This window comes from Pseudomonas sp. UFMG81 (assembly GCF_015354575.1).
Classification (GTDB): Bacteria; Pseudomonadota; Gammaproteobacteria; order Pseudomonadales; family Pseudomonadaceae; genus Aquipseudomonas.
Window position 1 is genome coordinate 28,189 of sequence record NZ_JACAFQ010000002.1, and the last position, 13,265, is coordinate 41,453.

Consider the following 13,265-nt stretch of genomic DNA (forward strand, 5'->3'; position numbering starts at 1 on the left):
CGGGTGAATTACTTAAAGGTCGAGATTGAAGAAGAAATATCATCGAATGCCCTTGAGGTCGAGCGACTCGAAAAGGATGCTTTACGCGAGTTGCTCGATTATCTAGATTGTAATTTTTATGGCGGCTGCGGAAGTTTAGACTCCTATCATATGGTGGGCGCTTATAGGTACTATGATGCCGAATTCTGGAGGCTGATCGCAGAACAAGAAGAAGACTTTGTATATTTGTTGGTGGTGGATAGGGCTTGGCATGCCTGGAAGTTCGAGCGAAAGGAGGATTTGCAGGTGCTGATCAATGAAACTACGGCCTACGTGTTCTGGTTACTTGACTCCACAAAGCGAGTACATGTGTATTTTGGGGATAGCGACTGTGTGCACAGGGCACGACTTGAGTGATGTTGTGGCATGCAGGGTCAGCTTACGTCGAGTTGAAACAATAGGGTGGGCATCGTCGAGTGCATAAGCCCCTCGCACCGCGGATTGACGCCAGCCCAAGGCGTTACTACCGTGCCTCTGACCCATAAGGCAATGCGCGCCGCCACCCGCGAAGCTCCGGGGGAACGCGCCCACCGAGACCTGATCAACCATGACCACACCCACCCGTTTCGAGGATGGCCGCACGCTGACCCTGGCTGGCCTGTCCGAGCGCTATGACTTCACCCGCCTGGCCGAGCTCAAGCTGCTCTGGCAGCGTTTCGCCCCGATGCTGGGCCACGTCCCCGGCCAGCACGGCCACGACAGCTACGGCGTGTGCTACAACCCCGATGGCCAGGGCGCATTCGACTACCTGGCAGGTGTCGAGGTGACCGGCACGGCCACGCTCCCCGAAGGTTTCACCCGCCTGGTCTTGGCCCCCCAGCACTACGCGGTGTTCGAACACCGGGGCAGCTTGCAGGGCCTCAAGGCGACCTTCGACGCCATCTTCGAGCAGCGGCTGCCGGCCTCGGGCGAGCGCCAGGCCGACGCCGCCGTGTTCGAGCGCTACCCGGCCGGCTACGACCCGGCGGAGCCGCAAGCGCTGATGGAAATCTGGATTCCCCTGGAGCGCAAATGATCGAAACCTGTAGCGACTCGACCACCCCGGCCTGGCTGCACCTGCGCAGCGCCCTCTGGCCAGGCTGCCCGGCGGCCGAGCACCGGGACGAGATGGCCGACATCGCCCGCCGCCCCGACACGCTGGTGGCCCTGTTGGCCTTGGATGAGCAGGGCCGGGCGCTGGGGCTGGCCGAGGCGTCGGTGCGCCACGACTACGTCAACGGCAGCAGCACCTCGCCGGTGGCCTTTCTCGAAGGCATCTATGTCGAGCCGGCCGGGCGCGGGCAGGGCGTCGCCCGTGCACTGATCGCGGCTGTCGAGCGCTGGGCGGCGGCCAGGGGTTGCAGTGAGCTGGCCTCGGACGCCGCGCTGGACAACCTGGGCAGCCAGCGGATGCACGCGGCGCTGGGCTTTGCCGAGACCGAGCGGGTGGTGTACTTCCTTAAGCCGGTGGCGCCCCTCGGCTGATTTTTGCGCTGGCTGTCGATTTGCCGTTTTCCCGTTCGACCAGTGTTGAAGGCGCCGCTGTGCTTTGGTGCCACCCGCTGATGAATCTGCCGAGGGAATGCTGATGAACACCGCAGCCGAAACAGAGCTCCGTCAACTGATCGAGGGCTGGATGCAAGCCGTGCGCGACCGCGACGTCGACAAGATCGTGGCGCCCTACGCCGACGACATCGTCGCCTTCGATGCCATCCAGGCCCTGCAATTCAAGGGCAAGGCCGCCTATCGGGCGCACTGGGAGATGTGCATGAACATGTGCACCGGGGCCATGGTCTTCGAACTGGCGCAGCTGACGGTGCACGCCGACGGCGACCTGGGGCTGGCCCACTGGCTCAACCGTTGCGGCCCGGCGGAGGACGAGAGCCAGTGCGGTTTCATGCGCGCCACCGTGGGCTACCGGCGCACCGGGGGCCAGTGGCAGGTGGTGCATGAGCACTGGTCGGCGCCGTTCGACATGGAAACGCAAAAAGCCCTGTTCAACCTCAAGCCCTGAACGCGACGACCGCCCATCGCCCATTCACGCCGGAGACGATCATGAAATACCTGTGCCTGGTCTATTGTGACGAAGCGCTGTTGCACAGCCTGCCCGACAGCCCCGAAGACGCCGAGTGCATGGCCTACGCCGAGTCCATCCAGGGCTCGGGGTGGATGCTCGCCGCCGAGGCGCTCAAGCCGGTGCAGACCGCCACCACGGTACGGGTGCGCGGGGGGCAGATGAGCCTCACCGACGGCCCGTTCGCCGAAACCAAGGAGCAACTGGCCGGCTTCTACCTGGTGGATGCCCGCGACCTCAACGAGGCGCTGAACATCGCCAAGGGCATCCCGGCGGCACGGGTCGGCAGTGTCGAGGTGCGGCCGGTGCGTGAACTGCAACCCTGACCTGGACGGAGAACAACAACAATGACTTTGCCAGAACCGCCGCAACCCCAGCACGCGCTGGCCATCAGCCGTTTGATCGACGCCCCGCCGGCCAAGGTGTTCCGCGCCTGGACCGAGCCCGAGTGGCTGATGCAGTGGTGGGGGCCGCACGGCATGACCACCCCCGAATGCGAGATGCAGCTGTGGCCGGGCGGGCTGTTCCGCACCCTGATGCGCGCGCCCGACGGCAGCGAGTACCCGCACCAGGGGGTGTTCCTGGAGATTCATCCGCCGCACAAGCTGGTGTTCACCGACGCCTTCCGCCCCGGCTGGGTGCCGTCGGACAAAGCCTTCATGACCGCTGTGGTCAGCTTTGACGAGGAACACGGCAAGACCCGCTACACCGCATGTGCCTGGCACTGGAACGCCGCCGACTGCCGCGCCCATGAGGAAATGGGCTTCCATCAGGGCTGGGGAGAGAGCCTGGACCGCCTGGTGGAGGTAGTGACCCAGCGGATGCCTGACTGATGGCGGCGGCGGAGCAGGTGCGCGCCGAGGTCGAGGCCGTTTACCGTCGCGACTCGCGGCGCATCCTGGCGACCCTGATCCGCCTGCTGGGGGACTTCGACCTGGCCGAGGAGGCCCTGCACGATGCCTTCTTCATTGCCGTGGAGCGCTGGCAGCGCGATGGTATCCCCGACAACCCACGGGCCTGGCTGGTGTCCACCGGGCGCTTCAAGGCCATCGACGCGCTGCGCCGGCGCGCGCGTTTCGACCGCTCCCAGGCCGACCTGATCATGCTGCTCGAAGGCCAGGGGCAAGACCCCAGCGACGAAGAACTGCTGGCCGACGACCGCCTGCGGCTGATCTTCACCTGCTGCCACCCGGCGCTGGCGTTCGATGCCCAGGTGCCGCTGACCCTGCGTGAGGTCTGCGACCTGACCACCGAGCAGATCGCCCGGGCCTTCCTGCAAAGCCCGGCGACCATCGCCCAGCGCATCGTGCGCGCCAAGGCGAAGATCCGCGATGCGAAAATCCCCTACCAGGTGCCCGCGCTGGCGGAGCTGCCCGAGCGACTGGACAGCGTGTTGCGGGTGATCTACCTGGTGTTCAACGAGGGCTATTCGGCATCGGCCGGCGAGGATGTGGTGACCCAGGCCCTGACCGACGAGGCGATCCGCCTGGGGCGGCTGCTGGCGCAGTTGCTGCCGGACGCCGAAGTGCTCGGCCTGCTGGCATTGATGCTGCTGCAGGCCTCGCGCCAGCGCGCGCGCAGCGATGCCGAGGGTGAGTTGGTGGTGCTCGATGAACAGGACCGCGGCTTGTGGGACCGGGCGCAGATCGAAGAAGGCTGCCAACTGGTGCGCCAGGCGCTGCGCAGTGGGGATTTGGGGCCCTACAGCGTGCAGGCGGCGATTGCCGCGGTGCATGCCGAGGCGCCCAGCGCGCAGGCCACGGACTGGGATGAGATCGTCGGCTTGTACGAGCTGTTGCAGCGGCACTGGCCGTCACCAGTGATCGAGCTCAACCGCGCGGCAGCGTTGGCCCGGCGCGATGGCGCCGAGGCGGGGTTGCGGGTGATCGAGGCGATTCTGGGGCGCGGCGAGCTGGCTGATTACCACCTGGCCCACACCGCGCGGGCCGAGCTGCACCGCCAGCTGGGCCACATCGAACAGGCCCGGGAGGCCTGGCGACGGGCGCTGGCGCTGACCCGGCAGGGGCCGGAGCGACGGCATATCGAACGGCGCTTGCGCGAGCTGGGCTGAGCGCCTGAGCGCATTGCGGGGCAAGCCCGCTCCCACAGATGCCAGGTGAACACTCGGCTTGTGTAGGAGCGGCCTTGTGTCGCGAAAGGGCCGCAGGGCGGCCCCGGCGATCGATTGCGCGGCACGAATGGTCGGGGCTGCTTTGCAGCCCTTTCGCGACACAAGGCCGCTCCTACAAGCACGTGTAAGCCGACAAGTCGGCTTGCCGGCGAAAGGGGCCTGCAAGTCTCCCTGGCGGTGTATCAGCTGGCGACGAAATTCGGCGGGCTCACCAGCTCGACGGTCTGCTGCTTGCGCGGGGCGAGAATCTCGGCTTCGCCCTCAACCACCAGTTCGTCGTTCTGGTTGTACACGTTGGTGGCGATGCGCACCCTGAACTTGGGCAGCTTTTCGAGGATTTCCAGGCGCACGGTCAGGGTGTCGCCGATCTTCACCGGCTTCTGGAAGCTCATCTTCTGGCCTATGTAGATGGTGCCGGGGCCAGGCAGGGTGCAGGCCACTGCGGCGCTGATCAGCGCGCCGCTGAACATGCCGTGGGCGATACGCTCCTTGAACATGCTCTTGGCCGCGAACTCGGCATCCAGGTGCACCGGGTTGTGGTCACCGGACATCGCGGCGAACAGCTGGATGTCGCGCTCTTCCACAGACTTTTCGTATACGGCTTTCTGGCCGACTTCGAGGGCTTCGTAGGGCGTGTTGGTGACCTGGGTCATCGGGGCTTCCTTGAGGGCGAGGGAGGGCGCCTATCATTCACTGCGGGCAGGGCGGCCAAGGGCCAGCGCCTGCTCCAGCCAGGCGATGATGTCGGCGGTGACCTCGTCGCGATGGGTTTCGTTGAGCACTTCGTGCCGTGCGCCGGGGTAAACGTGCAACTGTACATGACGGTTGCCGTTCGCGCGCAGGGCATCGGCCAGAACGGTGAGACGCTTGCCGGCACTCACCGGATCACATTCGCCGCCGGTCACCAGCAACGGCAGGTTCGGATCGATCTGCGCCAGGTGCTTCGGCTGGCTGATCTGCGCAAGGCCTTGCAGCAGGTCAAGCCATAGCTGGTTGCTGCAACGAAAGCCGCACAGCGGGTCGGCGACATACTTGTCCACCTCGTCGGGGTCGCGGCTAAGCCAGTCGAACGCCGTGCGGTTGGGCTTGAAGGCCTTGTTGAACGAACCGAACGACAACCAGTCGATCAGCGCGCTCTTGCCCAGCGGCCCCTGGCGCCAGGCTTCGAGCCGGGCGATCAGGCGCGCCGCGCGGTACAGCGCCACCGGCTGGAAGTTCGAGCCGCTGAGGATCGCCCCTTGCAGGCTGGCGCTGTGGTGCAGCAGGTAGGCCTGGGCGATGTAGCTGCCCATGCTGTGGCCGAACAGGAACAGGGGGGTGCCGGGGAACAGCTGGCCGATGTGCTGGGCCAGCAGGCCCAGGTCGTTGACCACGGCATTCCAGCCATTGTGGCTGGCGAACAGGCCGAGGTGGCCCAGCTCGGCGGTGCGCCCGTGGCCGCGCTGGTCGGGAGCGAACAGGGCGTAGCCGGCGGCGTTCAGCGCCTGCCCCAGGCGCTGGTAGCGCCCGGCATGCTCGGCCATGCCATGGGCCAGCAACACCACGGCCTTGACCGGCGTGGCCGGCAGCCACTGGTGCACGTAGAGGCTGCAGTGCTCGCTGGCGGGCAGCCAGAAGGCGTCGTGGGGCATGGCGGATCCTTGCGCGCGGGGTTCGTCGGACAGTGTATGCGCAACCGCCCGGATTGCAGGAAGGGCACAAATAAGATTCACAATGTTAATGGCAGCACTTGGCGTATTTGCCACCTTTGCACGAACTGCTAACGTCGGCAGAACGCCTTTTTGCCAGCCGGCAATCAGGTCAAGGGACGCTCCGGCAGAGGACCAACAATAAATGCAAGCCGATTTCTGGAACGACAAGCGCCCGGCGGGCGTGCCTTCCACCATTGACATGAGCAGCTACACCTCCGTCGTCGAGGTGTTCGAACGCTCCTGCAAGCGTTTCGCCGATCGCCCGGCGTTCAGCAACCTGGGTGTCACCCTCAGCTACGCCGAGCTCGAATGCCATTCCGCGGCCTTCGCCGCCTGGCTGCAGCAGCACACCGACCTCAAGCCGGGCGACCGCATCGCGGTGCAGATGCCCAACGTCCTGCAATACCCCATCGCCGTGTTCGGCGCCATGCGCGCCGGGCTGGTCGTGGTCAACACCAACCCGCTGTACACCGCGCGGGAGATGCGCCACCAGTTCAAGGACTCCGGCGCTCGGGCACTGGTGTACCTGAACATGTTCGGCAGCCGCGTGCAGGAGGTGCTGGCCGACACCGGCATCGACTACCTGATCGAGGCCAAGATGGGCGACCTGCTGCCCACCGCCAAGGGCTGGCTGGTCAATACCGTGGTCGACAAGCTGAAGAAGATGGTGCCCGCCTATCAACTGCCCCAGGCGGTGTCGTTCAAGCAGGTGCTGCGTGAAGGGCGCGGGCTCACCCACAAGCCGGTGCCGCAGGTGCAGGAGGATGTCGCGGTGCTGCAGTACACCGGTGGCACCACTGGCCTGGCCAAGGGCGCCATGCTCACCCACGGCAACCTGGTGGCCAACATGCTCCAGGTGCTGGCCTGCTTCGCCCAGCCCGGCCCCGACGGCCAGCCGCTGATCAAGGAAGGGCAGGAGGTGATGATCGCGCCGCTGCCGCTGTACCACATCTATGCCTTCACCGCGAACTGCATGTGCATGATGGTCACCGGCAACCACAACGTGCTGATCACCAACCCGCGTGATATTCCCGGCTTCATCAAGGAGCTGGGCAAGTGGCGTTTCTCGGCGCTGCTGGGGTTGAACACGCTGTTCGTCGCGCTGATGGACCACCCGGGCTTCAAGGCCCTGGACTTCTCCGCGCTCAAGGTCACCAATTCCGGCGGCACCGCACTGGTCAAGGCCACCGCCGAGCGCTGGGAGGCACTGACGGGCTGTCGTATCGTCGAGGGCTACGGCCTCACCGAAACCTCGCCGGTGGCCAGCACCAACCCCTACGGCCAGCTGGCGCGTCTGGGCACGGTGGGCATCCCGGTGCCGGGCACGGCGTTCAAGGTGATCGACGACGACGGTGTCGAGCAACCACTGGGTGAGCGCGGCGAGCTGTGCATCAAGGGGCCGCAGGTGATGAAGGGCTACTGGCAGCAGCCGGAGGCCACTGCCCAGGCGCTGGATGCGGACGGTTGGTTCCGTACCGGCGACATCGCGGTCATCGACCCCGACGGCTTCACCCGCATCGTCGACCGCAAGAAGGACATGATCATCGTCTCGGGCTTCAACGTGTACCCCAACGAAATCGAGGACGTGCTGATGAGCCATCCGCAGGTGGCCAGCTGCGCCGCTATCGGCGTGCCCGACGAGCGCTCCGGCGAGGCGGTGAAGCTGTTCGTGGTGCCACGGGCGGGCGGGGTGAGCGTGGAAGAGCTCAAGGCCTTCTGCAAGGCCAACTTCACCGGCTACAAGGTGCCCAAGCATATCGTGCTGCGTGAATCGCTGCCGATGACGCCGGTGGGCAAGATCCTGCGCCGGGAGCTGCGCGATATCGCGTGAAAGGAGCAAGATCCTGTGGGGCCCTGCTGACGCCATCGTCGGCAAGCCGGCTCCCACAGGTACAGAGTGGCGCTTGAGAAGAGCGCTATTGCTGTAGGAGCGGCCTCGTGCCGCGAAAGGGCCGCAAAGCGGCCCCGGCGATTTAGAGGTGTGCTTCCAGATCCTGGGGGCGCTGCGCACCCCTTTCGCGACACAAGGCCGCTCCTACAAGGGCGGGCGTGCGGCTCTAGCGCGGACAATTCAGCCGAATTCGCGACATTTTGGATAATTACTCTAAAAATGACCTGTATTGTTCATAGAGTCATTTTTGTGACCTGCTGGCCCATTTCGGCCTCTAGGCGACCCCGAACAAAGCTGTTACGCTCGGCGCGCTTTCAGAGGATCCGGTTTGCAATGAGCCGGCCTCCCATATCAATAATAAGCGCATCGACGCGTACCGAATTCGCTGTTGCTGAAGGAGCGGGCTTCCATGATCGAACATTTTTGGAAGGATAAGTACCCAGCCGGAATTACGGCGGACATCAATCCTGACGAATTCCCCAATATCCAGGCGGTACTCAAGCAATCCTGCCAACGTTTCGCCGACAAACCAGCCTTTAGCAACCTGGGCAAGACCATCACCTACGGCGAGCTGTATGCGCTGTCGGGCGCCTTCGCTGCCTGGCTGCAACAGCATACCGACCTCAAGCCCGGCGATCGTATCGCCGTGCAGCTGCCCAACGTCCTGCAATACCCCGTCGTCGTGTTCGGTGCCATGCGCGCCGGCTTGATCGTGGTCAACACCAACCCGCTGTACACCGCGCGGGAAATGGAGCACCAGTTCAACGATTCCGGGGCCAAGGCGCTGGTGTGCCTGGCCAACATGGCCCACCTGGCTGAAAAGGTCGTACCCAAGACCCAGGTCAAGCACGTCATTGTCACCGAAGTGGCCGACCTGTTGCCACCGCTCAAGCGCTTGCTGATCAACAGCGTCATCAAGTACGTGAAGAAAATGGTGCCGGCCTACAACCTGCCCAACGCCGTGCGCTTCAACGACGCACTGGCGCTGGGCAGGGGCGGCGCGGTCACCGAGGCCAACCCACAGTCCGGCGATGTCGCCGTGCTGCAGTACACCGGCGGCACCACGGGCGTTGCCAAGGGCGCGATGCTCACCCACCGCAACCTGGTGGCCAACATGCTGCAGTGCCGGGCGCTGATGGGCTCGAATCTGCACGAAGGCTGCGAGATCCTCATCACCCCGCTGCCGCTGTACCACATCTACGCGTTCACCTTCCATTGCATGGCGATGATGCTGATCGGCAACCACAACGTGCTGATCAGCAACCCACGCGACCTGCCGGCCATGGTCAAGGAGCTGGGCAAGTGGAAGTTCAGCGGCTTCGTCGGGCTCAACACCCTGTTCGTCGCCCTGTGCAACAACGAAACCTTCCGCAACCTGGACTTCTCGGCGCTGAAGATCACCCTGTCCGGCGGCATGGCGCTGCAGCAGAGCGTGGCCGAGCGCTGGCGCACCGTCACCGGTTGCGCCATCTGCGAAGGCTACGGCATGACCGAGACCAGCCCGGTGGCCACGGTCAACCCGTCCGACGCCAACCAGGTCGGCACCATCGGCATTCCGGTGCCGTCCACGCTGTGCAAGGTCATCGACGACAACGGCCAGGAACTACCCCTGGGTGAAGTGGGCGAGCTGTGCATCAAGGGCCCGCAGGTAATGAAGGGCTACTGGCAGCGTGAAGACGCCACCGCCGAGATCCTCGACAGCAACGGCTGGCTGAAGACCGGTGATATCGCCGTGATCCAGGCTGACGGCTACATGCGCATCGTCGACCGCAAGAAGGACATGATCCTGGTCTCGGGCTTCAACGTGTACCCCAACGAGCTCGAAGACGTGCTCGTCGCCTTGCCGGGTGTGCTGCAATGCGCAGCCATCGGCGTGCCGGACGAGAAGTCTGGCGAGGTGATCAAGGTGTTCATCGTGGTCAAGCCGGGCATGACCCTGACCAAGGAGCAGGTGATGGAGCACATGCGCGCCAACGTCACCGGCTACAAGGTGCCGCGCTACATCGAGTTCCGCGACGCGCTGCCGACCACCAACGTCGGCAAGATCCTGCGCCGCGAGCTGCGTGATGAAGAGCTGAAGAAGCAGGGCCTGAAAAAGATCGCCTGATAGCTACCTGTGCGATCGCTGTAGGAGCGGCCTTGTGCCGCGAAAGGGCCGCGAAGCGGCCCCAGCAATTTCTGCATCAGTACTGAAATCCTGGGGCCGCTTTGCGGCCCTTTCGCGACACAAGGCCGCTCCTACAAAAGCGCTCAGCTTAAGATTCAGCGCAATTTTTCGAGCATCTGGTAGTACCACATCCCCGCCGCAAGCAGCGGATTGCCCAACAAATCCCCCACCGGCACCTTGATGTGCTTGCACGCCGCGAAGGTGTCGAACTTCTCCAGCGTCCCGGTCAAGGCCTCGGCCATGATCTCGCCCATGATGTGGCTGGTGGCCACGCCATGCCCGGAATAGCCCTGGCAATACCAGACGTTGTCCGACAGCTTGCCCAGCTGCGGGATGCGGTTGACCACGATGCCCATGGCGCAACTCCACTTGAACTCAATCGGCACGCCCTTGAGCGCCGGGAACGTGCGCTCGATGCACGGGCGCAGCTCGGCTTCGATGTCCCGCGAGTCACGCCCGGAATAGTTGGCGCCGCCACCGAACAACAGGCGCTTGTCGGCAGTCAGGCGGTAGTAGTCGAGCACGAAGCGGCAGTCGTACACCGCCAGGTCCTGCGGGTTGATCTGCGCCGCCAGCTCGCCCAGCGGCGCGGTGGTGACGATGCCGCCCATGGCCGGGAAGATCTTGCCCTTGAGCTGGCGCTTTTCCAGCTTGTGGTAGACGTCGCCGGCCAGCATCACCTGGCGTGCCTCGATTCGCCCCTGGGCGGTGACCACCGCCGGGCGCGGGCCATGGACGATCTCCAGCACCTCGGAGTTTTCGAAGATCAGCGCGCCCAGGCTGTGGGCGGCGCGGGCTTCACCCAGGCACAGGTTGAGCGGGTGCAGGTGCAGGTTGCGCTGGTTCTTCAGCGCGCCAATGTACAGCGGGCTCTCCAGGTGGCGGGCCATGGCGCTTTGGTCGAGCAGCTGCACCTGGTCGCCCATGCCGCGGCGCTGGGCCTCGGCCTCGAAGGCGCGCAGCTCGGTCATGTGCGAAGGCTTCATCGCGGTGTGCAGGTGGCCGCGCTTGAGGTCGCAGGCGATGCCGTAGCGCTCCACCCGCTGCTCGATGATCTGGTGCCCGCGCCAGCGCAGGTGCCAGATGAAGTCGTCCACCTCGGCGCCCAGGCGATCACGCATCTGCGTGCGCATGGCCTCGTCGCCCGACAGGCTGCCGGTGACCTGGCCGCCGTTGCGGCCACTGGCGCCCCAGCCGATGCGGTTGGTCTCGACGATGGCCACCTTCAAGCCGCGTTCTGCCAGTTCCACCGCGGTGGCCACGCCGGTGAAGCCGCCACCGATGATCGCCACGTCGACCTGCACCGTGCCCTTGAGCGTGGGGTACTCGGTGGCGTCGTTGAGGGTGGCGCTGTAGTAGGACGGCGCGCGCTGGGCCGGCCCCTTGTTCACTGCTGCGTTCATGAGTGTTCCTTGTTGTAGTGCTGGGCTCAGGCCTGGTGCAGGTACCAGCGCCAGTCCTGTTCGCTGACTTCGGCCATGAACTGGCGGTACTCGGCGCGCTTGACCTTCAGGTACACACCGAGGAAGTCCGCGCCGAAGGCTTCGCGTGCCCAGGGCGACTGCTCCAGGGCGTCGAGGGTGGTCAGCCAGTCGGTGGGCAGGTGTTCGCTGGCCTGGGCATAACCGTTGCCTTCGACCGGCGCACCGGGGTCGAGCTGTTCACGGATGCCCTGGTGGCTGGCAGCGAGGATCGCCGCGGCCGCCAGGTAGGGGTTGGCGTCGGCGCCGCAGATGCGGTGCTCCACATGCCGGCTGTTGGCCGGCCCGCCCGGTACGCGCAGGCTCACGGTGCGGTTGTCGACGCCCCAGGTGGGGGCCAGCGGCGCGTAGCTGTTGGCCTGGAAGCGGCGGTACGAGTTGGCGTTGGGGCAGAACAGCAGCAGCGACTCGCGCAGGTGGCGCAGCATGCCGGCCACGGCCTGGCGCAGCAGCGGGGTGCCGGCCTTGTCTTCGCTGGCGAACAGGTTGTGGCCGTCGGCGTCGGCCAGGCTCAGGTGCATGTGCATGCCGGTGCCGGCCAGCTGGGCGAACGGCTTGGCCATGAAGCAGGCCTGCATGCCGTGGGCGTGGGCGATGCCCTTGACCAGGCGTTTGTAGCGCACGGCCTGGTCCATGGCTTGCAGCGCGTCGCCGTGTTCCAGGGTGATTTCCACCTGGCCGGGGGCGTATTCGGAGATCGCCGTGCGCGCCGGAATCCCTTGCGCCTTGCAGGCGGCGTAGAGGTCGGCGAGGAAGGGTTCGATCTGCTCCAGTTCGCGCAAGCCGTACACCTGGGTGGTGCGCGGGCGGCCGCCGTCGTTGTCCAGGGCCGGTTGCGGGCGGCCCTGGGCGTCGCGCTGCTGGTCGAGCAGGTAGAACTCCAGCTCGCAGGCCATCACCGGGTGGTAGCCATCGGCCTTGAGCGCCTCGATCACCCGCAGCAGCACATGGCGCGGGTCGGCGATGCTGGCCGGCAGGCCTTCGCTGGGATGCATGCTGACCTGCACCGCGGCGGTCGGCACGCGGCGCCAGGGCAGGCGTACCAGGCTGCCCTCCAGCGGGTAGGCGCGGCAGTCGATGTCGCCGACGTCCCAGACCAGGCCGGAGTTTTCCACATCGTCACCGTTGAGGGTGAGGCCGAGGATGGTGCTGGGCAGCGGGCGGCCGCTGTCGAACACCGCCAGCAGCTCGTCACGGTGCAACAGCTTGCCGCGCGGCACGCCGTTGGCGTCGAGGATGAACAGTTCGATCAGGTCGATATCGGGGTTGTCGGCCAGGAAGCGTCTGGCCTGCTCGGCTGGAGCAAAGTGCATGATGGGTTCGCTCGCGCCCACGGGCGCACGGGACCGCCGTGGTTTTACGGACGGTCAAACTGAAATGGCCGGCGATGAGGCCGGAGCGGGTCAGTGCAAAGCGAGCGAAGTGTCCGGTGGGCGGGCGTGACGGCAGTGCCACAGGGCCCAGAAGGCGAGGATGATGTGCACCAGCGGATTCTCGCCGGCACGGGCCCTGGCCTTCGGCAGCGAAGGGCGGGACAGCGGGCGGGCGATGATCGGGTCGGGGAGCATGCCTTGGATACTCACATGGCCTGGAATGTTGATTAAAGCAGTGTATGGCGATGTTCATTCCGCGCTTGGCTAAACATTGGAGGTGCGGCCATCGCCGGCAAGCCGGCTCCCACAATCCCATCCTGTGGGAGCCGGCTTGCCGGCGATGGCGTCGCCGCGCACAGCAATCTGTCGGCAAATCTGCGACAATCCCGCCCCTCAACGCATGCCGATCATGAAAAGAGCAGCGCCCGCTGCGCCACTG

General features: G+C 65.4%; 14 protein-coding genes. 9 read left to right on the forward strand and 5 right to left on the reverse strand.

Annotated features, from left to right (window positions below; genetic code table 11):
* Nucleotides 1–3 precede the first annotated feature (3 nt).
* The 7 genes from IX761_RS01975 (at nucleotide 4) to IX761_RS02005 (ending at nucleotide 4,163) form a co-directional block, all read left to right on the forward strand.
* Nucleotides 4–396, forward strand: coding sequence for a hypothetical protein (locus tag IX761_RS01975; RefSeq protein ID WP_194787879.1), 393 nt, complete (start codon nucleotides 4–6; stop codon nucleotides 394–396).
* A 190-nt stretch (nucleotides 397–586) separates the two neighbouring features.
* Nucleotides 587–1,054, forward strand: coding sequence for a GyrI-like domain-containing protein (locus IX761_RS01980; RefSeq protein ID WP_194787880.1), 468 nt, complete (start codon nucleotides 587–589; stop codon nucleotides 1,052–1,054).
* Entirely contained in the window at nucleotides 1,051–1,503 is a 453-nt protein-coding gene (gene aac(6'), locus IX761_RS01985) for an aminoglycoside 6'-N-acetyltransferase (RefSeq protein ID WP_194787881.1), read from the forward strand. The genes IX761_RS01980 and aac(6') overlap by 4 nt, the downstream gene beginning before the upstream one ends.
* Before the next feature lie 103 nt (nucleotides 1,504–1,606).
* On the forward strand, nucleotides 1,607–2,032 hold the full coding sequence (locus IX761_RS01990) for a YybH family protein (RefSeq protein WP_194787882.1): 426 nt from the start codon (nucleotides 1,607–1,609) through the stop codon (nucleotides 2,030–2,032).
* 41 nt (nucleotides 2,033–2,073) lie between these two features.
* Nucleotides 2,074–2,418, forward strand: coding sequence for a YciI family protein (locus IX761_RS01995; RefSeq protein ID WP_194787883.1), 345 nt, complete (start codon nucleotides 2,074–2,076; stop codon nucleotides 2,416–2,418).
* Nucleotides 2,419–2,439: 21 nt separating this feature from the next.
* Nucleotides 2,440–2,925, forward strand: a complete 486-nt coding sequence (locus IX761_RS02000; protein ID WP_194787884.1) for an SRPBCC family protein — start codon at nucleotides 2,440–2,442, stop codon at nucleotides 2,923–2,925.
* The gene (locus tag IX761_RS02005) at nucleotides 2,925–4,163 is read left to right on the forward strand and encodes an RNA polymerase sigma factor (protein WP_194787885.1); all 1,239 of its coding nucleotides are present in this window, start codon (nucleotides 2,925–2,927) and stop codon (nucleotides 4,161–4,163) included. Before IX761_RS02000 ends, IX761_RS02005 begins: the two co-directional genes overlap by 1 nt.
* Before the next feature lie 242 nt (nucleotides 4,164–4,405).
* Here IX761_RS02005 and IX761_RS02010 read toward each other — a convergent pair whose 3' ends face one another.
* Nucleotides 4,406–4,876 (reverse strand): MaoC family dehydratase, encoded by a 471-nt coding sequence (locus IX761_RS02010; protein ID WP_194787886.1) that lies wholly within the window; start codon nucleotides 4,874–4,876, stop codon nucleotides 4,406–4,408.
* A 33-nt stretch (nucleotides 4,877–4,909) separates the two neighbouring features.
* Nucleotides 4,910–5,854 (reverse strand): alpha/beta hydrolase, encoded by a 945-nt coding sequence (locus tag IX761_RS02015; RefSeq protein WP_194787887.1) that lies wholly within the window; start codon nucleotides 5,852–5,854, stop codon nucleotides 4,910–4,912.
* Nucleotides 5,855–6,056: 202 nt separating this feature from the next.
* Between IX761_RS02015 and fadD2 the strand changes: the two genes are divergently transcribed.
* Nucleotides 6,057–7,745 carry a long-chain-fatty-acid--CoA ligase FadD2 gene (fadD2, locus tag IX761_RS02020; protein WP_194787888.1) on the forward strand — a complete coding sequence of 563 codons (1,689 nt, stop codon included), beginning with the start codon at nucleotides 6,057–6,059 and terminating at the stop codon, nucleotides 7,743–7,745.
* A 469-nt stretch (nucleotides 7,746–8,214) separates the two neighbouring features.
* Nucleotides 8,215–9,912 carry a long-chain-fatty-acid--CoA ligase FadD1 gene (fadD1, locus tag IX761_RS02025; protein ID WP_194787889.1) on the forward strand — a complete coding sequence of 566 codons (1,698 nt, stop codon included), beginning with the start codon at nucleotides 8,215–8,217 and terminating at the stop codon, nucleotides 9,910–9,912.
* Nucleotides 9,913–10,067: 155 nt separating this feature from the next.
* Here the strand turns inward: fadD1 and IX761_RS02030 are convergent, their stop codons facing one another.
* The 3 genes from IX761_RS02030 to IX761_RS02040 all read right to left on the reverse strand — a co-directional run bounded on the left by IX761_RS02030 (nucleotide 10,068) and on the right by IX761_RS02040 (nucleotide 13,021).
* A complete protein-coding gene (locus IX761_RS02030; protein ID WP_194787890.1) occupies nucleotides 10,068–11,375 on the reverse strand; it encodes an NAD(P)/FAD-dependent oxidoreductase in 1,308 nt (435 codons plus the stop codon).
* 26 nt (nucleotides 11,376–11,401) lie between these two features.
* Complete coding sequence (locus IX761_RS02035) at nucleotides 11,402–12,766, reverse strand: glutamine synthetase family protein (RefSeq protein ID WP_194787891.1); 1,365 nt, start codon at nucleotides 12,764–12,766, stop codon at nucleotides 11,402–11,404.
* A 90-nt stretch (nucleotides 12,767–12,856) separates the two neighbouring features.
* Nucleotides 12,857–13,021, reverse strand: a complete 165-nt coding sequence (locus tag IX761_RS02040; RefSeq protein ID WP_194787892.1) for a hypothetical protein — start codon at nucleotides 13,019–13,021, stop codon at nucleotides 12,857–12,859.
* Between the last annotated feature and the right edge of the window lie 244 nt (nucleotides 13,022–13,265).